General features: G+C 50.5%; 22 protein-coding genes. 16 read left to right on the top strand and 6 right to left on the bottom strand.

Annotated elements, in window-relative coordinates:
- Positions 1-19 precede the first annotated feature (19 nt).
- The 9 genes from CXK86_RS05615 to CXK86_RS05655 all read left to right on the top strand — a co-directional run bounded on the left by CXK86_RS05615 (position 20) and on the right by CXK86_RS05655 (position 7,767).
- Positions 20-1,126 (top strand): TolB family protein, encoded by a 1,107-nt coding sequence (locus CXK86_RS05615; protein WP_076251820.1) that lies wholly within the window; start codon positions 20-22, stop codon positions 1,124-1,126.
- A gap of 238 nt (positions 1,127-1,364) precedes the next feature.
- Entirely contained in the window at positions 1,365-2,252 is an 888-nt protein-coding gene (gene trhO / locus CXK86_RS05620; protein ID WP_036606654.1) for an oxygen-dependent tRNA uridine(34) hydroxylase TrhO, read from the top strand.
- Positions 2,253-2,264: 12 nt separating this feature from the next.
- On the top strand, positions 2,265-2,912 hold the full coding sequence (locus tag CXK86_RS05625; protein WP_081745846.1) for a helix-turn-helix transcriptional regulator: 648 nt from the start codon (positions 2,265-2,267) through the stop codon (positions 2,910-2,912).
- A 196-nt stretch (positions 2,913-3,108) separates the two neighbouring features.
- Entirely contained in the window at positions 3,109-4,038 is a 930-nt protein-coding gene (locus CXK86_RS05630; RefSeq protein ID WP_076251818.1) for an Rpn family recombination-promoting nuclease/putative transposase, read from the top strand.
- A gap of 33 nt (positions 4,039-4,071) precedes the next feature.
- On the top strand, positions 4,072-4,281 hold the full coding sequence (locus CXK86_RS05635; protein WP_370511428.1) for a phosphotransferase family protein: 210 nt from the start codon (positions 4,072-4,074) through the stop codon (positions 4,279-4,281).
- A complete protein-coding gene (locus tag CXK86_RS05640; protein WP_076251816.1) occupies positions 4,278-4,529 on the top strand; it encodes a hypothetical protein in 252 nt (83 codons plus the stop codon). The genes CXK86_RS05635 and CXK86_RS05640 overlap by 4 nt, the downstream gene beginning before the upstream one ends.
- 337 nt (positions 4,530-4,866) lie before the next feature.
- A complete protein-coding gene (locus tag CXK86_RS05645) occupies positions 4,867-5,916 on the top strand; it encodes an ABC transporter substrate-binding protein (protein ID WP_076251814.1) in 1,050 nt (349 codons plus the stop codon).
- Between the two features lie 193 nt (positions 5,917-6,109).
- A complete protein-coding gene (locus tag CXK86_RS05650; protein WP_051154091.1) occupies positions 6,110-6,970 on the top strand; it encodes an ABC transporter permease in 861 nt (286 codons plus the stop codon).
- 2 nt (positions 6,971-6,972) lie between these two features.
- Entirely contained in the window at positions 6,973-7,767 is a 795-nt protein-coding gene (locus CXK86_RS05655; RefSeq protein ID WP_076251812.1) for an ABC transporter ATP-binding protein, read from the top strand.
- Positions 7,768-7,911: 144 nt separating this feature from the next.
- Here CXK86_RS05655 and CXK86_RS05660 read toward each other — a convergent pair whose 3' ends face one another.
- Positions 7,912-8,493 (bottom strand): hypothetical protein, encoded by a 582-nt coding sequence (locus tag CXK86_RS05660; RefSeq protein ID WP_076251810.1) that lies wholly within the window; start codon positions 8,491-8,493, stop codon positions 7,912-7,914.
- Positions 8,494-8,523: 30 nt separating this feature from the next.
- Positions 8,524-9,057, bottom strand: a complete 534-nt coding sequence (locus CXK86_RS05665; RefSeq protein WP_076251808.1) for a hypothetical protein — start codon at positions 9,055-9,057, stop codon at positions 8,524-8,526.
- Between the two features lie 230 nt (positions 9,058-9,287).
- Here CXK86_RS05665 and CXK86_RS05670 point away from each other — a divergent pair, with 230 nt between their 5' ends.
- From CXK86_RS05670 to CXK86_RS05690, 5 genes are all read left to right on the top strand, one after another.
- Positions 9,288-9,785 carry a DUF6385 domain-containing protein gene (locus CXK86_RS05670; RefSeq protein WP_076251806.1) on the top strand — a complete coding sequence of 166 codons (498 nt, stop codon included), beginning with the start codon at positions 9,288-9,290 and terminating at the stop codon, positions 9,783-9,785.
- Between the two features lie 45 nt (positions 9,786-9,830).
- Positions 9,831-11,135: a DUF6385 domain-containing protein gene (locus CXK86_RS05675; RefSeq protein ID WP_256720050.1), complete on the top strand. Its 1,305-nt coding sequence runs from the start codon at positions 9,831-9,833 to the stop codon at positions 11,133-11,135.
- Between the two features lie 79 nt (positions 11,136-11,214).
- Positions 11,215-13,497, top strand: coding sequence for a glycosyltransferase (locus CXK86_RS05680; protein ID WP_076251804.1), 2,283 nt, complete (start codon positions 11,215-11,217; stop codon positions 13,495-13,497).
- Positions 13,454-15,424, top strand: a complete 1,971-nt coding sequence (locus tag CXK86_RS05685) for a tetratricopeptide repeat-containing glycosyltransferase family 2 protein (protein ID WP_179087881.1) — start codon at positions 13,454-13,456, stop codon at positions 15,422-15,424. The genes CXK86_RS05680 and CXK86_RS05685 overlap by 44 nt, the downstream gene beginning before the upstream one ends.
- Positions 15,425-15,506: 82 nt before the next feature.
- On the top strand, positions 15,507-17,543 hold the full coding sequence (locus CXK86_RS05690) for a glycosyltransferase family 2 protein (protein ID WP_083684530.1): 2,037 nt from the start codon (positions 15,507-15,509) through the stop codon (positions 17,541-17,543).
- A gap of 250 nt (positions 17,544-17,793) precedes the next feature.
- On the opposite strand, the gene CXK86_RS05695 is transcribed toward CXK86_RS05690, so the two are convergent.
- From CXK86_RS05695 to CXK86_RS05715, 4 genes are read right to left on the bottom strand one after another with little or no spacing between them, the layout of a single operon-like run.
- Positions 17,794-18,465 (bottom strand): class I SAM-dependent methyltransferase, encoded by a 672-nt coding sequence (locus CXK86_RS05695; RefSeq protein ID WP_076251798.1) that lies wholly within the window; start codon positions 18,463-18,465, stop codon positions 17,794-17,796.
- Complete coding sequence (locus tag CXK86_RS32565) at positions 18,462-20,003, bottom strand: glycosyltransferase family 4 protein (protein ID WP_256720049.1); 1,542 nt, start codon at positions 20,001-20,003, stop codon at positions 18,462-18,464. The genes CXK86_RS05695 and CXK86_RS32565 overlap by 4 nt, the downstream gene beginning before the upstream one ends.
- A gap of 1 nt (position 20,004) precedes the next feature.
- Positions 20,005-20,997 (bottom strand): glycosyltransferase, encoded by a 993-nt coding sequence (locus CXK86_RS05710; RefSeq protein ID WP_083684528.1) that lies wholly within the window; start codon positions 20,995-20,997, stop codon positions 20,005-20,007.
- Positions 20,997-22,289: a tetratricopeptide repeat protein gene (locus CXK86_RS05715; protein ID WP_101313513.1), complete on the bottom strand. Its 1,293-nt coding sequence runs from the start codon at positions 22,287-22,289 to the stop codon at positions 20,997-20,999. The genes CXK86_RS05710 and CXK86_RS05715 overlap by 1 nt, the downstream gene beginning before the upstream one ends.
- Before the next feature lie 383 nt (positions 22,290-22,672).
- On the opposite strand from CXK86_RS05715, the gene CXK86_RS05720 reads away from it, so the two are divergent.
- The gene (locus tag CXK86_RS05720; protein WP_076251795.1) at positions 22,673-24,088 is read left to right on the top strand and encodes a cytochrome ubiquinol oxidase subunit I; all 1,416 of its coding nucleotides are present in this window, start codon (positions 22,673-22,675) and stop codon (positions 24,086-24,088) included.
- A complete protein-coding gene (cydB, locus tag CXK86_RS05725) occupies positions 24,033-25,088 on the top strand; it encodes a cytochrome d ubiquinol oxidase subunit II (protein ID WP_244898245.1) in 1,056 nt (351 codons plus the stop codon). The genes CXK86_RS05720 and cydB overlap by 56 nt, the downstream gene beginning before the upstream one ends.

The following is a 25,088-nucleotide window of genomic DNA, read 5'->3' on the forward strand; positions in this document are numbered from 1 at the left end:
GAAACCAGGGGGGACCATCATGAATTGGAAACAAGCAGCTATGGGCACGTTCGGAGCCATTGCCCTGTTAACGACAGCGGCATGTGGGGGAACAACGGAGCCGGGGGGCAACGCACAAGGCGGGAAAACGGGCACGGATATTACGGTAAAAGATAATACCAACACGTCCGTGTACCAGAGCTTCAAGCTGGAGAAGATTGATAAATTGCCGAATATGCGCGGAATTGCATGGCTTAGTGATGACTGGATTGTATCCGACAAGGAGAACAAGTCCCTGAAACCCGTCACGGTTGAAGGTCAGGAAAGATACCCGCACAACTTATATATGTATGATCTGACGAAAGGCACCGACACGCCGCTCAAGGAAAGTGAAGCCAGTCTGGGTGCACCGCTGGTGTCACCGGATGGTCAGTATCTGTTTTACCGGGAACCGGAGGAAAATACGGGTAAAGGCTACTTCTTGAACCTGCATAACGGGGAGACAACCCCTGCGGGTAAGGAGGATGGATTTATCCAAGAGGGCGCGTGGCTGGATAATGAACATGTCGTTTTCCCCAATATGAAGGGTGATCTGATCTCGGCAAGTGTGGATGGCACAACGAAAGTGCTGGTGGAAACAGGTAATTTCAATGTACGGAGTATCAAGGTGTCAGGCGATATGCTCTATTATATTACGGGCGAAGATGGCCAGTTGAATGCATACGATGCGAAGACGGGTGACGTAAAACAGGTGCTGAAAAGTGTGGAGTGGGTCATCCCTTCTAATGATGGAACAAGGCTTGCGATTGTGAAAAGAACAGCGGATACCAAACGGGCGCTGGTGCTCACCGATCTGGAAGGCAATGAGAAGGCCACTCTCGCCAGAGGTACACAGGTTTTCGGCACAAGCTGGTCGGGTGATGATTCCAAGATTGCATACACCATCAATTCTGAGAATGATAATGAGAAAGGGCTATTTGTCTCCAACACGGAGTCGGCAGAACAGTTCCAGATCTCGGCCGATATGGACAACGCTTCTGACCCACTCGCCTGGAGCCCGAAAGGAAATAAAATCCTGTTATCGCAGGCGGTATTGGAGAATGAATCGTATCACTTTGTAACCTCGGTCATTACGATCTCGGAATAGGGGAATGATGCAGAAAGATATGTTCCATATCTTTCATGCCTTTCTATACATTTATATTGACTAAGCTGTTCCGCTTCCGATAAACTAGAATGCAGGAATAAAAGTCGAATGTCAGGCAGCAGTTCGAGACGATGTTTCGGGCGGCTGTTTATTTTCTTTTTAACAGTAAGGGTGCAACGTAGTCGTTTTGCCGGATGATCCGGCTAATAACAACATGGAATAGGAACAGGTGATATACATGTGTAACAGCGCGTACCGCGTGCTTTTATATTATAAGTTCGTGAAGATTGAAGACCCAGAGACGTTTACACAAGAGCATCTGCAATACTGTAAGGACCTGGGTGTGAAAGGCCGTATTCTGATCGCATCCGAAGGCATTAACGGTACGGTATCCGGAACGCCAGAACAGACGGAACAGTACATGAAAGATATGCTGGCTAATCCGCTGTTCAGCGACATGGTGTTCAAGATTGATGATGTCGAGGAGCATGCGTTCAAAAAAATCTTTGTTCGTCACAAAGCAGAGCTGGTAACCTTCCGTGTGGAAGATGAACTTGACCCAAATGTGACTAGCGGCAAACGCCTTTCGCCGAAAGAGTTCCATGAACATCTACAACGTGATGACGTTATCGTTATCGATGGTCGCAATGATTATGAATACGAAATTGGTCATTTCCGCGGGGCCATCCGTCCAGATGTGGAGTCGTTCCGTGAGTTTCCGGAGTGGATTCGGGAGAACCTGGGTGACATGAAGGACAAAACGATTATTACCTATTGCACTGGCGGCATTCGCTGCGAGAAGCTGACCGGGTTCATGATCAATGAAGGATTCCAGGATGTGGCTCAATTGGACGGCGGTATTGTCACGTACGGTAAAGATCCGGAAGTACAAGGCCATCTGTTCGATGGCAAGTGTTACGTGTTTGACGAGCGCATCTCTGTACCGATTAACCGGACAGAAGAAGATATTGTCATTGCTAGCTGTTATCACTGCGGAACGACACATGACCGATATATTAATTGTCCAACCTGCAACCTGCAGCATGTAAGCTGTGAGGATTGCGAAGAGACGCATAACCGCTTTTGCTCGGATGCCTGCCGGGAGGCAGCACCGGTACACGCATAAGCAGGAGAGCAGGTGCTGATCGTGAAGCGCGAAGAGGAACGAACGACGCGTGAACGGATTTTGTTCATGCTGAAGCAGCAAGGTACATTGACCGCGAGGGAAATGACAGCTGATCTGGGTCTGACCGGCATGGCCATTCGCCGTCATCTGACGGCACTGGAGCAGGACGGCTGGATTGAGGTTCGGGAGGCCCGGGCTACGGCCGGACGTCCGTCCTCGGTGTACCAATTGACGGTACGCGGGGACAGCTTTTTTCCAAAATCATATTCGTCCCTTACGCTGGAATTGCTTGAAGAATTGTCTGACTCTGCCGGTAGCGGTGTGGTGGATGCATTGTTCGAGAGTCGCCGGGACAAACTGCTTCGTAGCGGATTGCCACAGATGGAGGGCCAGGATCTGGCCGGACGGGTGGAGGAACTCGCGCGAATCCAGAATGCCAACGGATATATGGCGGATGCGTCCAGAGAAGACGATGGAACTTACGTCATTACGGAAATGAACTGCCCGATTGTGCAAGTCGCGAGTGTCTACAAGCAGGCTTGCCGCTGTGAACTGGAACTGTTTCGCTCGCTACTTCAAGCTGAGGTGGAGCGTACCGAATGTTACGCCGATGGCGGTAAAAGGTGCAAGTATGAGATTCGCGAAGCGTCGGGAAATTAACTGGTTTATACAAAGAGATTGTTTCGAATCATCGAAATAGTCTCTTTTTTTGATAAATAAATTACGTATAAACGCTATTTGCGTATGGCGATGCGTGTTATAATGGAGCTAACATCCAGTGCATGTTCGCATCCTTATATTTGCTGATACTTCAGCAGATATATTCTGTTCATTTTGCGCGTAGGAGTGAATAATAATGACAGAGTTGCTTGATCCCAAGAACGATTATGTGTTCAAACGAATCTTTGGAAGTGAAGAGAATAAGGATGTTCTTCTGGCTTTTCTGAATCATACCTTCAAAAATGCAGGTGAATCTTTACTGACCGAGATTGTGTTAATCAACCCTTATCTGGACAAGGATACACCGAGAGATAAACAGTCCATACTGGACATACGGGCCAAAACAGATCAAGGTGAGCTAATCAATGTTGAAATGCAGTTGTTTAATCAGTATGATTTAGAGAAGAGGACTTTGTTCTATTGGGGTAAACAATATTCCGGACAATTACTTGAAGGACAGAGATATAGTCAACTCAAAAAATGCGTAGCGATCAACATTGTTAATTTCAAAATGCTCGCTAATGATCAGTACCACAACGTATTTCATTTAAGAGAAGACCATACTGATATTCCGTTGACGGATGTTATAGAGATTCATTTTATGGAAATACCAAAGCTGAATGATGAAAATATTCAAATAAAGGATGGATTGGTGCGTTGGCTGTTATTTCTGAAAGGAATGACTAAATCAAGCTGGGAGGCGTTAATGATGCACGAACCCGAACCGGCTTTGAAAAAAGCCATGAGTGTATTGGAGTTTCTGAGCCAGGATGAGCAAGCACGTCAACGATATATCGACCGTCAGAAATTTCTATGGGACGAAGCTTCCATGATTGAGGGCGCACGAGAAGAGGGTCTCAAGAAAGGCATGGAGGAAGGAATTCAAAAAGGAATCGAAAAAGGGATCAAAGAGGGAATCAAAGAAGGAATCAAAGAAGGTGAAGCTGAGAGCAAGCGGAAAATCGCAATGAATATGCTCACTTTAGGTCTTGATCAGGCTACTATTATTAAAGCTACCGGGCTAACACCATCTGAATTAGAAGAACTGCAAAAAGAAAAGGAATAAAGCACTCTGGAGCTATCCATTGATCGATATAAGGTGACCATACCCAAAGTACATTGGGAGGGATGCCTCTTTTTTTTGAAAATTTTAAATATGAAAAATCTCATGATGAAGCAGCAACTATGTCACGGTGATCCCAACCCGGGTAACATACTCCTTCGAGATCATGATACCGTTATTATTGACTGGAACAATGCTTCTACCGGAAATCCGGAAGCCGACTTGGGGCCGAATACATCATTATGATTCGATGCGCCATACTGCCCCCGCATCTGCCACATGAAGCGACGATTGCTCTTGATGTTACCAGAGAGGCCAGCATTCGCCTCTTTATGGAGGAGTATGAGAAGTTGTCCGGTATTGGCTATGCAGATATCGAACCCTGGATTGCGCCTGTTGCGGCACGCAAATTGATCGCGGATGCCGTATCGGAAGCGGAGAAAACAATGCTTGTGGACGAGATTAGAAGAAGACTTCATACTCCATTTTCATGAGTAGGACCTTATTTTGCTGTACCCATGGCGACCATCTACAGAACAATGTGGGTGGTTTTTAAGTTTTATGTAATGTTTTCTATCACAACCATACGATGAAAGTAAATTGGAAGCGGTTCAACCATTGACGGATATCGGGACGCCCCTTAATATTAGGGGAACAATAAAACACCAACACGGGTCATGGACTTCAGTCGCATGAGAAAAGTCTATATTTGTCTGCTTTTGTCGATCAAAGCAACAATGCGTTGAAGCGTTTGCTTTGTCCCGCCCTATCGTGTCAATGGAATTCGATAAGGGTAACCACATTTTATAAGATGGAGAGGGGTTCTCACACATGAAAAAGAAATTTTGGATGTCACTGATGATGGTTGCTTCAATGATCGTTGCGGCAGGTTGCGGAAATAACAGCGGTACAGGCTCGGAATCCGAAGGATCAGGGACTACAACAGGTGGAGGCAGTGAGGAAAAATCATATCAGATTTCCATCTCGCAGATTGTTGAACATCCATCTCTGGATGCTACACGTGAAGGTTTCATCGCAGCCCTGAAGGAAGCGGGCATTGAAGAGAACAAGAACCTCAAAATCGATTACAATAACGCACAAGGTGATTCGACGAACAACTTGTCCATTGCACAGAAAATCTCAGGTGATTCTAAAAATGATCTCGTACTCGGAATTGCAACACCATCTGCGCTGGCTCTGGCTCAACAAGTGAAGGACAAGCCATTGCTGTTCGCAGCGGTAACGGACCCACTGGGTGCCAAACTGGTGACCGATATGGATAAGCCGGGCGGCAATGTTACAGGTGCATCCGACACGAATCCGGAGGCTATTGTACAATTGGCTGACTTTATCGCTAAAAATCTGCCGGATGTGAAAACGGTTGGCTTGGTCATTAACGAAGGTGAACCAAATGCGGTGGTTATGGCAGATAACGCAGAAAAAGCGCTGGCAACACATAATATCAAGCTGGTGAAAGCACCAGTTACGAATACATCTGAAGTAAAACAGGCAACGGATTCTCTGGTTGGGAAAGTAGATGCCTTCTACATCACACTCGATAATTCCGTCGTGAGTGCGGTTGATACGATCATCCAAACGGCGAACAGTAATAAAATTCCGTTCTTCTCCAGTGATCGGGATACCGTTGAAAAAGGAGCTTTCGCAACGGTAGGCTTCAAATATTATGACCATGGATATCAGGTGGGTGAGATGGCCGCGGACATTCTGAAAAATGGTACAAAACCGGGTGATATGAAAGTCACCGTTCCGGACAAACTGGATCTGATCCTGAACCTGAAAGCGGCTGAAGCCCAAGGTATCACGGTTACGGATGAGATGAAAGCGGAAGTAAAAGATCAGGAAAACAACATTATTCAATAGAATCAATTCATAAATTTAATGAGTTATGAGATTGATTCAATAATCTGACCGGACAATAATCCGGCAGTATGGATGCGAGGCGAACGTGCAACGGGTTCGCCTCATTCTTTTCGATAGACAGGGAGGAAGTAGCGTGAGTATAAGCTGGAATTCAATTGAAGGAGCAATCGAGCTGGGGCTTTTATATGCACTGATGGCACTGGGTGTATATATTACGTTCCGCATACTCGATTTTCCTGACCTTACCGTAGACGGAAGTTTTACAACAGGAGGCGCAATAGCGGCGGTTATGATCTCCAATGACTTCTCTCCTTGGCTTGCCTGTTTGGCGGCAATGGCTGGCGGCATGGTAGCTGGGGCTTGTACAGGTCTGCTTCATACCAAAGGCAAAATCAACGGATTATTATCCGGGATTTTGATGATGATCGCGCTCTACTCCATTAATATGCGTATTCTTGGCGCACCGAATAAATCCATTATGGGCATGGACAATCCATTCTCGGGTGAACATGTCATGGTACTAATTATCATCGTGGTGCTGGTGTTTAAAATTATGCTCGATCTGTTCATGAAAACAGATGTTGGACTGGCACTCCGCGCGACAGGTGATAACAAACGTATGATTCGCAGCTTTGGTGCAAATACGGATGTGACTACTATTGTAGGTGTCAGCTTATCCAATGGATTGGTTGCCCTGTCTGGTGCATTCATTGCACAGCAATCAGGTTTTGCAGACATTACGATGGGCATCGGTATGATCGTTATTGGACTGGCCTCCGTCATTATCGGTGAGGCCATTCTTGGAGCAAGAACGGTCTTCTGGGCTACACTTGCAGCGATCGTTGGTTCAATTATATACCGGATTGTGGTCGCGCTTGCCCTTCAAGTGGAATGGTTTGATACATCTGATCTGAAGTTGATCACCGCGGTGATCGTCATTATTGCCCTTGTATTCCCTACTATGCAGCGCTCCATGAAGCAGCGTAGTCTGGCTCGCAAACGAACGGAAGAGTTGATGCGATCCGGGGGTCATCAGGCGAAGGGAGGTATGTGATCATGCTGGAGATTACGCAAGTAACCAAGCTGTTCAACCCAGGCACAGCGGATGAGAAGACCGCGCTAGTCGGTGTGAATCTGACAATGAATCCGGGAGACTTTGTGACGGTGATTGGCAGTAACGGAGCGGGTAAATCCACGCTGATGAACATCATTTCGGGTGTGATGAAGCCGGACATGGGTGATGTGCTGATCAATGACCGCTCCATTAAAAACCTGCCGGAGCATAAACGTAGCAGCTGGATTGGCAGGGTATTTCAGGACCCGATGGCAGGAACAGCACCACATATGTCCATTGAAGAAAACATGGCGATGGCATACAAACGTGGCAAAGGACGCGGACTGGGCTTCGGAGTTACCCGTGCCAGACGGGAGATTTTCAACACGCAACTGGAGAAGCTGGGAATTGGACTGGAAAAGCGGCCGAATGCAAAAGTGGGTCTCTTGTCTGGCGGGGAGCGCCAGGCACTTAGCCTGTTAATGGCTACGTTTACCCAGCCGCAAATTTTGCTATTGGATGAGCATACGGCAGCCCTTGACCCATCACGTGCCGAACTGATAACGGAACTAACGGAGACACTTGTGCGTGAGATGAGACTTACTACATTGATGGTGACGCACAATATGGAGCAGGCCATTCGTCTGGGTAACCGTCTGATCATGATGGACAAAGGCCGAATAATTCTGGATGTCAGCGAAGAGCGCAAGCGTACGTTAACTGTACCTGAGTTGCTTGGTGAATTCGAACGGATTAGCGGCAAAAAAATGGCAGATGATCGTGTCGTGCTGGGTTAAGACGAGGGAACACTTGTTCGCGGGTGCGGGAATCGGACAACATTTTTTATCATCATTGCATCTACAATATAAAGAACAGCCGCTTTCGGTACTCATCCGAAGGCGGCTGTTTGCACGTTGCTTTGTTATACATCGTTGAACGAATCATACTTCCCACCAAGCAAAATAAGCAGTGGAGGCCATCAGTCCGCCAACCGAAAGTGATCCGCTGACAGAGAGGTTAATGGCCTGACCCGGAGGAACCACGTAACGGCCAAATTCATTGGACAGAAACGGCCCTGCTTGAAGGGGAATAGCCATCAATGGCGTCGCTCCTGAAGGTGTAGCAGCAGAGAACCGTACCGTGGCTACGCTGGTATTGCTGCTGGAAAGATTGCTGTTTACCGATGTTAGTGTGGTGGGCGATGTCAGTGTTCCATTAGCGCTCAGACTCATGGAACCGCTGAAGGAAGATAACAGATTGAGTGAGACCGTAATTCCACCAGAGAGCCGCGATACGTATAAGGTTTTCCCGCTCCCTGCGGGATTGGCCAAGTGTACGGTGGCGATAACCGTTCCTCCCAGCAACCCCAGTGTTGTGGAGTTGGTGGAACCTGCATTGTACAGATTGCCTGTACTGCCAGCATTATTCTCCGGAGGTGCAACAATGCCGGGAGAAATATACGTGTTGGTGTTGGACGTATAGACGGGCTGGCTTAACGGGTTAAATACATTATTGTTTGGCACAGTGTGCACCTCCTTTCATCAGGGTCGAACTCAGAATTCCCACCAGAACAGATTAATGGATGCGGTCTGATTCCCCGTGCCTACGCTAATGGATAATGTTTGTCCCGGTGGAACAATAATGGAGCCATTCAGATCCAGTGAATACATTCCTGCGGTGAGCGGAATACTTGCGATGCTCGTGAAGGTTCCCCCCAGAGTACCTGTATTTTGTCTTGTGGTAACTACACTGGCGTTGGTATTTCCAAGTAACGTATTGACGGGCACTGGTGTGCTACCAACAGTCACGGTTCCTCCTGAATAGATAACAAGAGTAGCTGCCGCTGTTGTGCCTCCTGTGAGGCTGGATATACGTATTGTTCGGCCGCTGCCAGCCGCATTCAGGATCTGTAGAAGAAGACTCTGGTTGGAAGGAATTAAGGTATTGTTGGTCGTCAGGGCAAAAAAACTGCCTGCAGCAGCTGCACCGCTGTCTGGTGACGCTTCAATGCCCGGGGCTGAGAAGGTATTGGTCAGTTGAGTAAACAGGGGACGATTAGATTGGTTGAATACATTATAGTTGGTCATCTCATCCACCTCCCATAGACCAGATTAACTTATAGAGGTTGTTCAAAAAGTCCGCTTTTGATTACGAAGGGTGCCTCTTGATTCGCATTTCATTGTACTTGCAGTGTATGTGAAAAGAAGCAAATGGATTGGGGACTGAGCCGTATATCTGGAAATAACGGCGGTTGCCGTGCCCGTATATCCAATCCGGGCATACGATGCGTAAGCACATTTTTTAAGGGGAAATCGAGATGAGTCGAACAGCGAAGCAAAGCAAGAAGAGAACGAAGCAACCAACTAAATATGTCAGTCGCCGCCGCTCCCGTCATTCCTGCCGCGCTAAATTGCTGAAACCCCCTTGTTCCCGGATTACTCGTCCCCGGTTCAAGCAGGGTGCTTCCTCACGTACGAAACTCCCTGGTGCTATTCATTGTTTTACAGAGCATACGTATGTCGGAGCCGAAACCAGTAGCAGCATGGATTCACTCCCGGCACAAGACACCTCATCACTCAGCATGTATACCTATGGCGTTGTGAATCGGGGCAAACATCCGGCTCTTATACAGATCCAGATCAGCCCAAATGCCGTAGATTATGCTGTGGACAGCCAGGAGGTGGTCGCGGGAGGCCAGACCAAAGCGCTGGTACCATTGCGATTTTTGCACTATACCCGGCTTGCAATTCGATCCGTTGAACCGGATCAGCCGACCCGGCTCGATGTTTACTTTCAGGCGCAGCGTATGCCGTAAGGGAGTATGATCTCACAGATTTGACCAGGGAGGAGGACGAGGCACATGCCTAACTTTACAACGTTTAATACGAATCCGGATAATCTGAGAACGTTGATTTTTGGCCAGGATAGTACAGGCACAGCCCAGCCTGTCAGAACGGATACAAGCGGGAACGTGGTTGGCATTATTTTGGACGGAACCATCAGTAACATCTCAGGTCTGACCACGGTTACAATTAACGCCGGAACCATTACCAACATTCTGAACGGAACGATCACGAGTGTACTTGGAGCGACGATCACGGCAGGTACGATCAACAGTGTGCTTGGAGCCACAGTAACAGCAGGTACATTGACGAATTTGCTGAATGGTACAATCACGAGTGTGCTCGGAGCCACGGTGACCGCCGGAACGCTGACGAACTTGCTGAATGGTACGATCACAAGTGTATTGGGAGCAACGATTACCGCCGGAACGATCACGAGTGTGCTCGGGGCCACGGTGACCGCCGGAACACTCACAAACTTACTGAATGGTACGATCACAAGTGTATTGGGAGCAACGATTACCGCCGGAACGATCACGAGTGTGCTCGGAGCCACGGTGACAGCAGGAACATTGACAAACTTGCTGAATGGTACGATTACAAGTGTATTGGGAGCGACGATTACCGCCGGAACGATCACAAGTGTGCTTGGAGCCACGATTACAGCAGGTACCATCACAGGTATACTCGGAGCGACAATTACAGCAGGAACACTGACGAACCTGTTGAACGGAACCATTACCAGTGTGCTCGGGGCCACGGTGACCGCAGGAACGTTGACGAACTTGCTGAATGGTACGATCACGAGTGTATTGGGAGCAACGATTACCGCAGGAACACTGACAAACTTATTGAACGGAACCATTACAAGCGTACTTGGCGCAACGGTAACTGCAGGGACGTTGACAAATCTGCTAAATGGTACAATCACCAGCGTGCTCGGTGCTACAATTACCGCGGGAACACTTAGCAGTGTGACGTCCATTTCACAGAAGAGTTTTCAGGAGTCCCAACTCATAAGCACCCCGACCGCCAACACCTTCACAGCGCTCCCGGCGGTTACGACCAGTGTATTTGGCACGTATTCTTTCTTTGTATATAACCGGGGGCCGGGTGTAAACCGGGTAGATGCTCTTGTTGAGATCAGCGCCAACGGAACGAACTGGTACACGGATGTGACGACGGTAACGGGCATTTTGTCCGGGTCAGTCGATGTATTGGTACCGCAGCGTTTTCTCAAGTACACGCGTCTTTCCTACCGCTCCAGCCTAATCGGCGCACCAAGCACGATTGATGTGTTCTTCAATGGACAAGGCACATAACCCATTTATTTGTCATATAGGTACATGGAGTTCCTTTGGTGGACTTCATGTACTTTTTTTGTATTGGAGGTGGTTGGATTTGAAGAACCGTTTACTTGGAATCCATATGATTGTGCAAAATGAAGAACATCACCTGCCCCGCTGTCTCGACAGCTTGAAGCATATCAGCACGGAATGTTTTATCACCGATACTGGCTCATCTGACCGTACACCCGAGATCGCCAGAACGTACGGAGCAACGGTGTTGCACGCCTGTTGGGAAGATGACTTTGCCCATGCACGAAATATCACTTTGCCTCTGGCGAGCACAGAATGGGTCCTGTGTTTGGATGCCGATGAGTACGTTACGCAGGGATTGGAAGAACTGCTGAATTATTTACCTAAAGTCCATAAAAGCATTTCAAGATTACGTATTACCATAGAAAATCGATACGGTGAAGGGGTAGAAGAGAGCGTTATCTCTCAGCCAGTGAGGCTGTTCCGTGCTCATCAGGGATATCGATATGCGGGACGCATCCATGAGCAGTTGGTTCGTAGTAGCCCAAGCAGGCTTGGCCAGGATGAGGCGATTGATATGAATAAGAGCGAGACCTATACAGATGAACAAAGCCAATTGATCGAGACTGAACCGCTTGCTCCATTATGTCTAATTCATGATGGATATCTGGCTTCAACGATTGCGCAAGAGCATAAGCCAAGACGTAATTTGAAACTGATTGAGCGGGAACTCGCAGATGAGCCTGCACAGCCTTTTCACCTGTACAATCTGGGAGTAACGTATTGCCAGCTTGGTGAGGTCGAAAAGGCAATTGAAGCGTTCAGTGAATCATTACACCTGACAGAGTTGCTCGCACCATATCGACCTACACTGGTTAGAGATTATGCAAAGACCCTTGTGGGATCGGAACGTTACGACGAGGCGCATGCAATTCTGATTGTGGAAAGACAGCGTTATCCATCTTATGCTGATCTGCACCTGTTGTATGGGGAGACGTTGGAGCTGCAAGGTTTGGAGGAGCATGCATATCAATCGTATGCCCGAGCAACGGAATACTGGGAGGGAATAGACCGTGTTGGACACAGTGATGGCGGTAGCACGTTAGACGCGTCATATGTAACGGAAGCGGGTTCTAACAGTTACAGAGCCTATACTGCGATGGCAAGACTTGCTCAGAAACGGAGATTCTATAAAGAGTCTGCACATCTGTACGGGTTGGCTCTGGACAGCATGTTCACATATGCTCCGGCATGGGCCGGGTTGGCAGATGTGCTGCAACACTCCGGTGAAACGGATGAGAACATAGCAGAAACATTGCTCGCCAGATGCAGAGGAATCGAGAAATCGGGTCACGGTGATTCGATTTGTGGTGAAATGCCCCATTCATATGCAGTGACAAATGAGGATCATCTGGTGATGGTGATTTATGTTCTAACAGGCTGTGGAGCATATGAACAGGCATTGAAAATGCTGGATACAGATGCGTGTACTGCTCGTATCCATGTAGCGGATCAAATACATTGGATGTTATGTGCGAATAGGGTTTCCGAAGCGCTGCAACTGGCAGAAGAACACTGGAGCGTGGGGTGTGTGCATGAAGTCAATCTGCCGGCTGAGCACAGAATGGATTGGGCACTGGCTTGTTGGACCAACGGATTACGATTATCCGAGGCATTCCTCGCAACTACGCTTCCACAAGAAAAGAACGTTTGGAAGGTCATGGATCGACTGCTGGATCAGCTATCGAAAGAGCCGCGAAGCATGGAACCTGCGTCACAAGAACAGAAGCTTATTCAATGGGGTCCGCAGGCAGAAATGGTAGCAGAGAAGGTTGTACAGCAAGCCGTAAAGACAGGACAGCTCACACTTGCTGAGCAACTGCATGAGTTGCGGGCCATGATGATGTGTGATCATTGGGGAACGACTTTAACTCGAAGGCGAAAGTTTGCAAGTCTGCTGTATCGTCAGGGGTATACCATGGTAGCCGCGAACATCCTGATTCAGTGCATGACCGAGAGTGCACTGGATGCCGAAGGTTTATTCTGGCTGGGTGAAACGCTGTATGCCAAAGGCCACAATGATCAAGCGCTCTCTTTGTTCGAGCAGGCTCTGGAGCGGGAGCCTGATATGTGGCAGGCCCGAGTTGGAGCAGCTGTATGTTACATGCGATTGGCAATGGAGGCGATTCGGCAGGAATTGGTTCGATCTCCTTCTTCAGGTGTACTCGCTGCACAACATAATGCACTGGAACAAAGGCTGCGAACGACAGAGGGTATGCCGTGGCGTACGCTTTTCCATGCAAAGGAAAGGAGGAATCAGCTTGCGAGCGGAACGAATTTCCCTATGCATGATCGTGAAGGATGAGGAAGAGTTGCTGCCTCATTGTCTTGCCAGTGTCCAGGGAGCGGTGGACGAAATTATTGTGGTGGACACCGGTTCATCGGATCGCAGCGCGGAGATTGCGCAGCAATATGGCGCGTTGGTTGTGCGATTTGAGTGGTGCGAAGATTTTGCCGCAGCACGGAATGCTGGCCTGGAGCGCGCTTCCGGCGACTGGATTCTCTTTCTTGATGCGGACGAGGCGCTCGATAGGGCTGCGCGGGAGCAGATCAGGAGCTGGACGTCGGTCAGCGGATGTGACGGATTGTTTTTAAACATTCATAACTATACAGGTACGGGTCAGCAGGGGGTTACCGTGAATCCGGTTTTGCGTCTCTTCCGTAATGCCCCGGAGCATCGGTTCGAAGGTCGGATTCATGAGCAGATTGCCGCGGCGATTTGCCGTAGGAACCCAGAGGCTGCTTTTCATGTGACGGACATGGTCATCCATCATTATGGGTATCAGACGGCGATTGTGGAGCGCAAAGATAAGGTGAACCGTAATGTTCGCCTGCTGCAACAGGCAGTGGAGGAAGAACCAGATCAGCCGTTCCATCACTATAATCTGGGTGTCGAGTATCTGCGTGTGGGGGAAGCGGAGCGGGCGTTGGAGACGTTTGGTGTGGCTCGGATGGGGATTGATCCTGCGGTGACCAGTTACGCGCATTTGCTGTTCAAATATGAAGTTCGTTGTCTCCAGCATCTGAACCGCTGGCAGGAGGCATTAGATCGCATTGATGCTGCGCTTGAACTCTTTCCAGAGTACACGGATCTGATGCACCATCGCGGGGTATGTGCAGACGCCTTGGGTGATGCAGATCGGGCAGAATATTCGCTGCGTGAAGCTGTCCGTATGGGACCACCTCCACCCATATATCATACGGAGGAAGGCATCGGCACCTATCAGACGTGGTATACGTTAGGACGATTACTGGAAGGAAGGGCGGATCTGGAGGGTGCGGTGGATGCTTACGTGGAAGCGGTACGTGCCAAATCGAGTCTGTTACCGCCGCTCTATCGGATATTCCGAATTATGCGAGTCTCCGGGCAGGAACATCAGATTCCAGCGCTGGTGAGGGAGCGTTTTGCACTCAGTTCGGAAGAGGCTACACACAAAGTATTGGGCATTCTGGAGCAATCTCGTTGTTATGATGCGGCTTTGCAATTGTTATCGGGTATATCCTCACAACCTTCCGCAGAGATGAGGGAGCGTTTATCTGTGGCGGAGGCGATGCTCCAAATCCAACAGGGAAGATGGAATAAGGCGCGTCTGAAATTGGAACCTGTGCAGCGGAAAAAAGGGCTGCTCGCGATCTCGTCTGCACGATGGCTCGAACGTTTGGAGTGGATCGAGGGGAAGAAAGCCAACGGAGATGATCCATTGACCTTGTGGTTAAAGCGTAGTTCGCAGGTGGGTGAAGGAAAGAATGAGGAATCTGCTGTGCAGACAGGGAGAACGGTTGGTCTGAGAGCGACAAAGAAGAAGGACATGGACTCCAGCATAGACGGAACGGTTGCAGGAACAGAGTATGATGGCTGGCAGGCGCTTGGACTGATGATGGAAGGATGTGTACAGTCAGGGAGATGGAAAGAGCTGCATAGCCTGATTCAGATGTGTCGACAGCAATTGGCTGGAGAAGGGTTATCGGTGGAACAGAGCGTTCGAGTGGGAGAGAAGAAGAAAGAGATGGAAGGGAAAAAGGAAAACGGGAAGGTGAGTGACATTGATTCGTTCCCTGGGGCTTCGGATACCCTGACGGGAACAAGCTGGCTGGTGAAAGGATTGGTCAGTGCTGCGGACCATCATCTGGAGGTGTTCGCTCAGCATGCAGATGGACAGCGGCACCGTTGTTGGCCTGTCGTTCAGCATATTCGGCTGGAGTTACCGGGAGCGGACGGGTTTGAGAGCTGAGAGGGGATCAGGCAGGTCCGGGGGTTCAACTTAATTCAGCGGGCTAATGGGTGGGGCTGAACTCCGTTGGTGAGGGGTGGTGATGAATATGGGTATAGGGATTAGTTTGTGTATGATCGTGAAGGATGAAGCGGTGTCACTCCAGCGGTGCTTGAATGCAGTCAGGGATGTTGTGGATGAGATCATCGTTGTAGACACAGGATCGGTAGATGATACAACTGAAATTGCCCGCCTTCATGGTGCCGTTGTAATCCGAACGGAGTGGAACGGAAATTTCAGTGAAGCCCGTAATCTGTCACTGGCCGCTGCTACGAAACCGTGGATTCTGGTGCTTGATGCGGATGAGGTATGGGTACAGACCCCTCAGATGAAGACAGAACTCATGCGGTTGTTAGCGGCAAGTAGGGATGACGTGTGGGGATACTGGATACAGGTCACAAGTCTGCTGGGTGTGTCCGGTGAAGAGCATGTGACGGATGCGGTGTGTCGTTTGTTCCGAAATGATCCCCGAATTGCCTTTCAGGGCAGAATTCATGAAGAGATTGCTTCTTCCATCATGGCACTGGCTCCGCAAGGTGTGCTTCATTCTGGATTTGAAGTCATTCATTACGGATATCTGGAGCAGGTGATTACCGACAAAAATAAAGGCGCACGGAATATGCAGTTGATTCGTTTCGCGTTGAATCAGGAGGGTGATCAACCGGAGTTGTTATATGCTCTGGCCGCAGAATGGTTTCAGCAAGCGAAGTATGATGAAGCACTCCGTTTGTTACAGCCATTATTGGCACAGCTTAAGCCGGAGTGTGGATATCACTCGGATCTGGTGCTGAAAACGGCTTACGCCTGGCGAGAGATTGGCAGTCCAGAACGGGCGCTTGCTGTGGTGGAAGCATGGGCGCCCGTGTATGAGGATTTCCCGGATTTGTTGGAGCTTGGTGCTGTACTAGAACTGGATCAAGGGAGAGAGGATGTGGCCTTGAACTGGTTAAAACAGGCTAAATCAGCTGCTTCTACAGCCAGCAGGTATACATCAGTCTCTGGTGCTGGAACCTACCGCAGCCTGACACTGGAAGGCATGGCATATGAGCGGGCTAGCCGCTGGGCAGAGGCAGAAGCCGCATACACGGCGGCGTTGGTCCTGCAACCCGGCAGCATGGCTGCATGGCAACGGCTGTTGTTGTTGGCCGCAGCCACAGGGCGGCCGCATGCCATCGCCAGCGTTGCCGCTCGGGTAAGCTTGCCACCTGCGGCATGGCAAGCGTTGATCCCGACCGCGCTTGCCGCGCATCGGCCGGATTGGCTGCTACGCCATGCGGCGGCGCTTGCTGGCCCGCTGCGGGCACAGCCGCTGGCCGCCGGGCTTGCGCTGGCCCAGCTGGGCGAGGACGCCGCGGCTCGGGCGGCTTTGCAGCCCTGGGCGGCGCATGCGCAGCATGGGCCAGAGGCGACCCTGGCGCTGTGGGCGCTGGGCCACAAGCAGCCCGGCGGGCGCAACGCCCGAGCGGCGGCTCGCCAGCAGGCAGCGATGCCCGCCGCGGCCCACGCCGCCGAGGCGCTGCTGCTGCGCGGGGCCACGGCCCGCAGCAGCGGCCTGGCGTGCAGCCCGCCCCGCGGCGCAGCGCCAGGCGGCCCGACCGCGCCTGCGCCGGGCGGCGTGCTCGCGGCTGCGCAAGCGCTCGCCGGCGTAGGCGCCTGGGCCGCATGGCTGCGCCTGCTGCAAGCCCTGCCGCCTCGCGGTGCGCTGGCGTTGCTTGCAGCGCTTCCGCCTGCGGCACGCTGCGGGTTGCTGCGCGCACCCGCGAGCGTCCGCGAAGGGCTGCTTGCGCTATGCGGCACGCCTGACGGCGCGCAGCAGCCCCAAGCGGACGAAGTGCCCGCCTCGGAGCGCACCGCTCACGCAGTCCTCGCGGGCACGCTCGCGCTGCTCGCCGGGCGGCAGAACCTGGCGCGTGAATGGGCCAATTCGGCCCAACTCACTGCGCGGCAACCTGCCGCCACAGGTCGCCCGGCGACGACAATCCCGCCGGGCCTGCAAACCCTGTTGCGCCTGACAGCACCCGGCGCAGCCTATGCCAAAGAGTACACCAACCAGTGCAACATGTTACTGGTACACCTATAATTTCCTTTAATCTTTAATCCTTAATCACTAATCACTAATCTCTTATTTCTAGTCTCTAGTCCCCAACCTCCAACCCCTGTACATCCCCACATATTCCCGCACTAGCCCATCCGATTGAAATTGCAAAAGCAACGGAGCTACCGGTAATCGGAGCATTTCCCGAACCGTGTATTGTTCCGTTGCTAATGGGTCGAGCTCTCAAGCCCTCAATTTTCCACTCTGCACTTAACTCTAAGTAACCCAATTTGTCTCAACCTTTGCATATCACCGCTCGAAAACAGCGGATCGGCGTGCCGTACATATCAGACCAGATGGCATCGTCTGGCTCTTTCACATTCAGCTTATCTTCAATGGTTAATCCGGTGACAGCCATGATTGTCTCCAGCAGATCAGGCCGCATCTCGGGCACATCGAAGGTAGCGATTAACTGTCCGTTTGGTTTCAGCACCCGAGCGAATTCACGAAACGCTCGCAGCATCGTGCCTGTATCCAGATGCTCCAGTACAGAGATACAGAACACCCGATCAAACTTACCCGACTCGTACGGAAGCTGGGCCAGATTGGCCTTTGCACGGTGCAATCGGGCGAGAGTTGATTCTGGCAGATCCTGAGCGGCTTGCTCGCCAAAATCAGAAACAATATCCAGTCTTATCGCCTCTTCAGACAAAATACGTTCATCCCAGTCACAAGCGTGAACCTCGCGGCAGTGTTCTGCAAGCCAGAATTTGAACGGATGGGAGATGCCGCAGGCTGCATCAAGGACGACATCATCTGGACGTGCAAACCGCCGGGCCCATTCATATTCGTAGGGACGGCTCCACCATGCCGGATGCAGCGGGAAGACCAGTGTGTCCGTTTTAGGGTCACTTTGCCGAATGTATCTTGATTCCATGAATTCCGTTGCCTTGGGCGTATCCATCATCCCCGAATTCCCTCCTTTAATCCTGTCTCTGCCAAAAAAGATTCCAACACCGTGCTCCACCGGCTCCGCCACCTGGCAAGATCATAGGACAGTGCAGTCTCGCGCGCATAGATTCCCAGTCGTTCTCGCTCGGCCCGATCCTGTACAAGACGTACCAGTGCAGCGGTTAGTTCCTGCTCACCAGGAGGTACCAGTAGCCCATTAAAACCATCCTGAATCAGATCATTCAATCCGCCAACATTGGAGGCAATTACCGGAAGTCCACAGCTCATCGCTTCCAGACAGGCATAGGAGGTGCCTTCCGAGAACACAGTTGGAATCACAGCGATATCTGCCTGATGGTAGGCCTCCCGAATATCCCGGAAATCATACGTGCGCTGGTTAATTCGCTCCGCATGTGGATGAGTACGATGCCAGTAACGAAAGACTCTCCCGACCGTGCTGCCTTCGACCAGTTCCCCGGCAAATTCAATCTCCAGATCTGGAAAGGCTCCAAGTAGTTTATCCGCTGCCAGCATCATTGGAATAATACCCCGTTCCATGCTGATGCGGCGTGGATAGATAATGCGAATTGGGCGGGGAGAGGTTATACGGGCATCCACAGTTTTCTTTTCAACCTGTCCCTGAATCCGACCATTAACCTGATACTCAGCATCTGCTTCTACTAGAATCTCCGTAGCCCAATCCTTTGAATTCCGGTGATTATGAGCAAACCTATACGTTACGCCATCTGCTTCGACTTCTTCCAGTTTCGATAACTGTAAATGGAAATCTACCGTTTCTTTCCCCTCTCGTTCTTGATCGCTATCTGTATCTCCACCTCCATCTCTGTTAGCCTTACCACTGTTCGCTCCAGCACCACTTGTTCCATCCTTGCCTTCTACAGCTTGCACTCCTGATATAACTGCACCAGCACTCTCTACATGACTTGCCAGATCATTCCTCCATGCGACAAGCCATTCGTCTTCCTGTTCTTGCTCAAAGGTTCGCGTTGGTGGGGCAGGTGTGAAATAGGACGTATCCACTGCATTGGGAATCAGGACAACCTGCCTTGGATCGGTATAGGTGCACGCAGCTCGGCAAAAGGTCTGGAAGTGAGAATCCACGGATACAATGCGCACGAGTCCATCCAGAGCCAGTTGAATATGTTCCGCGACTTGTTGTTTGGTCTCCAGTGGCAGTCCGGGACGATCCCAGTTAATGCCGTGACAGATGCCAAGACTGCCGGGTTTGTAGGTGATGGGTTGCCACAGACAGCTGGCATAGATCACTGGGCCGCGCGCTGCTGCTGCCATCCGGTCAAAGGCTTCCGGTACATTATCCATGTCGTACGAATAACCAAATACGTCAATCTGCTCCGTCCGAGTCTGGAATGCTTCAAAATAGGACAGTTGATGAACTTCGGGAATATGCCCGAGTCCTCGGATGACACTGCACAGATCCAGAATATATCGCTCCAGTCCACCACCAAATACACGACCGAATTCCCGGTTGTACCCGTCGGTGAAACTATGCGTCAGAATACTCACCACGCCCATCTCACGGTCCCTCCTTCCAGGGAATCAGCCGAGGTTCCGGATCGAGAATAGACTCGTAGTGTGCAAGATTGCCCCACTCACCGCTAGGATCAATGCGCTTGTAACGCAAATATTTACGAACCCGGTCCTCCAGACTGCCTGCCCATCCGAGATGCTGAACCTTCAATTCCGTGCTGACCCCAGGCAATACCGTGCAGGACAAGGGGAGGCGGGGAACATGATGATTCTGTTGTGGATAAAAATAAGGATATCCAGGCATATACCGTACAAGTGAAGCGGTATGCCGTTTGTGCAGAGACCAGAGATCATCTTCCCGGTAGTGGGTCCGGCCACCCCACATATCGTAGAATCGGAATGCAAACCAGTCCGCATACTCCTGATTAATCAGAGTGCGTATGGCTTTCTTGGCCTCTGAGCTGTACAGCTCATCCGCATCAACTGAAAGCAACCAGTCGGGACATGTTCCCGCAGCCGCTTGCCACAAGGTGTTGCGAAGTCGCCATTCCTCGGCGAACAGTGGTTTCTCCAATACCTCCAGACGGACCACCTTTGGATAGGTTTTGCACATGTCCGGTGTTCCGTCTGTGCTGGCATCGTCCACAATGACGATCTCATCCACGAACTCACTCAGATCATGCAATACTTCTTCAAGGTATCGGCCACGTTCATTGCGAACCTGGAGCATGGCGGTCAGCTTGTTGCCTTTGTTTTTGCGAACCCGACGAATGGAGAAGGGTTCTTTGAATATACTTGTTTCCTCATGTGTTACAGCAGCATTCTGTTCTGCCTGACCTTGTGAATCATTCCAGTGATGCACTTGGCTTCGGATGTCCTGCGTTGGTTGTGCATGATCCGGGGTGTGATCTTCATTTTCCAATGCGTCTGTATGTGTTCGATCGACTGTTTCGGTTGGCGTGTAAGTGGTTTCGGTTCGGATATCCCTGTGCACCATTGGTCCATTCAACTGTTGTCTACGCTTCTTTGGGTCCAGCATCATGGCACCTCCCCAAGCAATTGCTGTACAGCATGATCCAACAGCTCCAGCTCGACAATCCGGACCAGCGCATCTTCATCCTCCAGTGCTGTCTCAAGGAAATGTCGGACTGCCCCGTGTCGTTCCCCTCGCAGTGCCAGCGCACTGCCGGATAATTGCTGGTAATCCCGGCGACTGGCATCATCCTGAATATCGACTGCATGCACCAGAGCCAGTGCTTCTTCCACACGTCCAGTCTCCTGGTAAATGCGGAATTTCCAATGTCTCGCCGTTTCTCCGCCAAGTTCGTCCAGGATACGCAGGGCGTTTCCGTAATCATCGTTCATACGGAGTAGTTCCGCTCGTACAAGTTGATCTTCTCCTGCCTCAAACCAGCGACAGAGCTGTTCATAATGATGCCGTTCTTGTTCATCGGCTGCACTAATTCCGTACACCCGCAGGGCGTCCTCCAACTGTCCGGCCCGGGCATGAATGGCAGACAGGAATCTATAGTGGGAGACTACACAATCACTGCGACCATTCATGACCGCATGGGTGAAGGCCTCTTGCAACGAATGGACGGCCCGCGGATCTTCAAGCAAGTACTCATAGGCTGCCAGCAAAAAGGATATCGTCTCATGTGCACCTGCTTTGGCACGCAACTGACGGTAGAAGTCGGCACGTACACTGCATTGAAGCAGGGTGACGCTATCTGGAGTGCCTGACAGGATCTGCCGCAGCGCATGCAAGAAGAGCAGTTCGTAGTCCTGGAGAGGGACTTCGAGATCATCCTTTTGCATCGTACCCGCAGGTGCAGGGTCTTCTCCGCCCAGCCAGATGGCACGTACGCCTTGGAATAACAGCTTCATATAACGTGTTTCGGAGGATGTGCCTACCAGATCGGCGATGCCGACCAGTTTGGAAATACTGCTCTCCCATAGCGGAGATTCTGCTTCGTTTCCAGCAGGCTCAGGGAGCAGGGCAATACATAGCTCAGGCTCCAGCGAAGCTGTAGCCATTAGCCAGTAGGGATGGGCGACTACGGCTACGGTGCGAGGTTCCAGCAATAGCTGCTCAGCCTCAGGGAGGGAGATGATGGTAATGACCGGAGGTACATCTTCTGTTTGCGTCAGGCTGCTGACATAGTAGACCTCTCCCTCGATCGACAGCAGTGCAGCAATATCGGGATAGGGAAAGGATGACCAGCCTCCTTTGCGAGGGAAGAGAACATACCGGACAGGGGGCAGTGTTGTACTGGCCTTATCCAGGCTGGCTTCGGTGTCTTCACCTGGTAGTGGTGCAGGTTTTTCCATGAATAGTTCACCTCACCTTGACTGTAATATGGAGCGTCATTCGCTCTGCATGTGTTTCATGCTTTCACTTCATATGTAAAGCCCTCACGGTACTTCGCATGATATGCCTGAGACTAACATATGGGCATTCCGTCCCAAACATGAGTATCTTCCATGAATAGATGAAGTTGGCAAGCTGTGATAAAAGGCTGAATTTTATCTTTTGTGTGACCAGGATCACTTTTTTTTGCTCTAGAGAGGAAGATTGTGATAATTCTCACATGTATAAAATAGGTAATCTGGCACAATACGTTCATCAACGTATTTGGCGGACAGACAGCGAAGGTGCAGCTTCAATGCCAAATACGCATACTGCGAAGTGAACAGAAAGAAGGGGTAACGGTATGGATCCGATTATGTTATCGCGTATCCAATATGCACTTACAACGATTTTCCATTTCTTTTTTGTCCCGCTATCCATCGGTCTAGTACTGTTGGTTGCGATTATGGAGACGTTGTACGTTGTTAAGGGTAAGGAAATCTACAAAACGATGGCGAAGTTCTGGGGCAAGCTGTTCCTGATTAACTTTGCCGTCGGGGTAGTCACAGGTATTTTGCAAGAGTTCCAGTTTGGTATGAACTGGTCCGAGTACTCCCGATTTGTCGGAGACGTGTTCGGTGCGCCACTGGCTATTGAAGCGCTACTGGCGTTTTTTATGGAGTCTACATTTATTGGATTGTGGATATTCGGATGGGATCGTTTGTCCAAAAAAGTGCATCTAGCCTGCATCTGGCTGGTGTTTGTCGGCACATTCCTGTCCGCGCTGTGGATTCTGGCAGCCAATTCATTTATGCAACATCCTGTTGGGTTTGAGATTAACAACGGCCGAGCCGAGATGAATGATTTCTTTGCACTCATCACGAATGGTCAGTTGCTCGTCGAGTTCCCACATACAATCTTTGGGGCATTGATGACAGGAGCCTTCGTTGTAACCGGGATCAGTGCCTACAAATTGATGAAGAAGCAGGATGTGGAGATCTTCCGCAAATCGTTTAATATCGCGATCATTATCGCTCTTGTTTCTTCATTTGGTGTAGCTTTCTCCGGACACTTCCAGGCGCAATATCTGGTGGAGACACAGCCGATGAAGATGGCAGCCAGTGAGGGCACATGGACAACGACAGAAGATCCGGCACCATGGACGGTGGTCGCTTTTATTGACCCGGATAAACAGGAGAGTACGGGTGAGATCAAAATCCCTGGATTGCTCAGTTATCTGTCCTACAGCAAGTTCTCCGGTAGTGTCAAAGGTATGAAGGAGCTTCAAGCTGAGTATGAACAGACGTATGGACCGGGGGACTACATCCCGCCGGTACGGACAACATTCTGGAGTTTCCGCATTATGATCGCAGCGGGTGGTTTAATGATTGCATTGGCGCTATACGGTACGTTCCTAGCCATGCGTAAGAAGCTGGAGGTCGCTGGAAAGTGGTTTATGCATCTGATGGTGTTCGCCATCTCCCTGCCGTTTATCGCCAATACGTCAGGTTGGATTATGACCGAGGTAGGAAGACAGCCATGGACAGTATTTGGCTATATGACAACCGAAGCCGGGGTCTCGCCGAACGTATCCGCAGGAACGATCCTGTTCTCGACCATCGCTTTTACCGCTGCGTATACGGTTCTCGGAATCGTGATGGTATACCTGTTCGTACGTGAGATCAAAGCAGGACCGTTTGCGGTCGAGAAGCCAGAAGATCACGATGAATCGGCCGATCCGTTCGGCGTGGATGGAGGTTATTCCGTTGTCACTAAGTGAGTTGTGGTTTTTGCTGATTGCCGTATTGTTTGTTGGTTTCTTCTTTTTGGAAGGTTTTGATTTTGGTGTGGGGATGTCTACAGGCATTATTGCCAAAACAGATCGTGAACGCCGGACCCTGATTAACTCAATCGGTCCGTTCTGGGATGGTAATGAAGTATGGCTGATTACGGCAGGGGGCGCGATGTTTGCTGCCTTCCCGCACTGGTATGCCACGTTGTTCAGTGGTTTTTACCTGCCACTTGTGGTGGTGTTACTCGCCTTGATTGGCCGCGGAGTTGCTTTCGAATTCCGCAGTAAAATGAAACAGCAGCGCTGGCGCAAAACATGGGACATCATCATTGTTGTCTCCAGCGCGCTGTTGCCTTTCCTGTTCGGCGTGGTCTTTGCCACATTGATGAAAGGTCTGCCCATTGATGGGGAGATGCAGTTGCGTGCAGGATTCCTCGATATTGTTAATCCGTACACCGTGATTGGTGGCTTGAGTGTAACCCTGCTGTGTCTGGTTCATGGATTGCTGTTTGCATCACTACGAACAGTAGGTGATCTCAGAGAGCGTGCCTTGAAGACAGCGCAAAAATTGATGCTGCCGCTGGCTGCACTACTCGCTGTTTACGCGTTAATGACGTATTTCATGACGGATGTGTTCGCCGTACGAGGCTGGGCTCTTTGGATCATGGTTGTACTTGGCGCAGTTTCGCTTGCACTTGCGGCATACTTTGTTCGTCAGAAGCGTGAAGGCTGGGCTTTTGGTATGACAGGTGCAGTGATTGCAATTGCCTTTGCCTCGGTATTTATCGGACTGTTCCCAAGAGTGATGGTGAGTTCCTTTGGGGCGGCGTATGACCTGACTGTATACAATGCCGCATCGGGTGCGTATTCATTGAAAGTAATGACCATTGTAGCTTGCACATTGCTGCCGTTTGTTCTTGGGTATCAGATCTGGAGTTATTATATCTTCCGCAAACGTCTGAACGAGCAGCACCACCTGGAGTACTGA

The sequence above is a fragment of the Paenibacillus sp. BGI2013 genome, from assembly GCF_002843485.1.
Lineage (GTDB): Bacteria > Bacillota > Bacilli > Paenibacillales > Paenibacillaceae > Paenibacillus > Paenibacillus amylolyticus.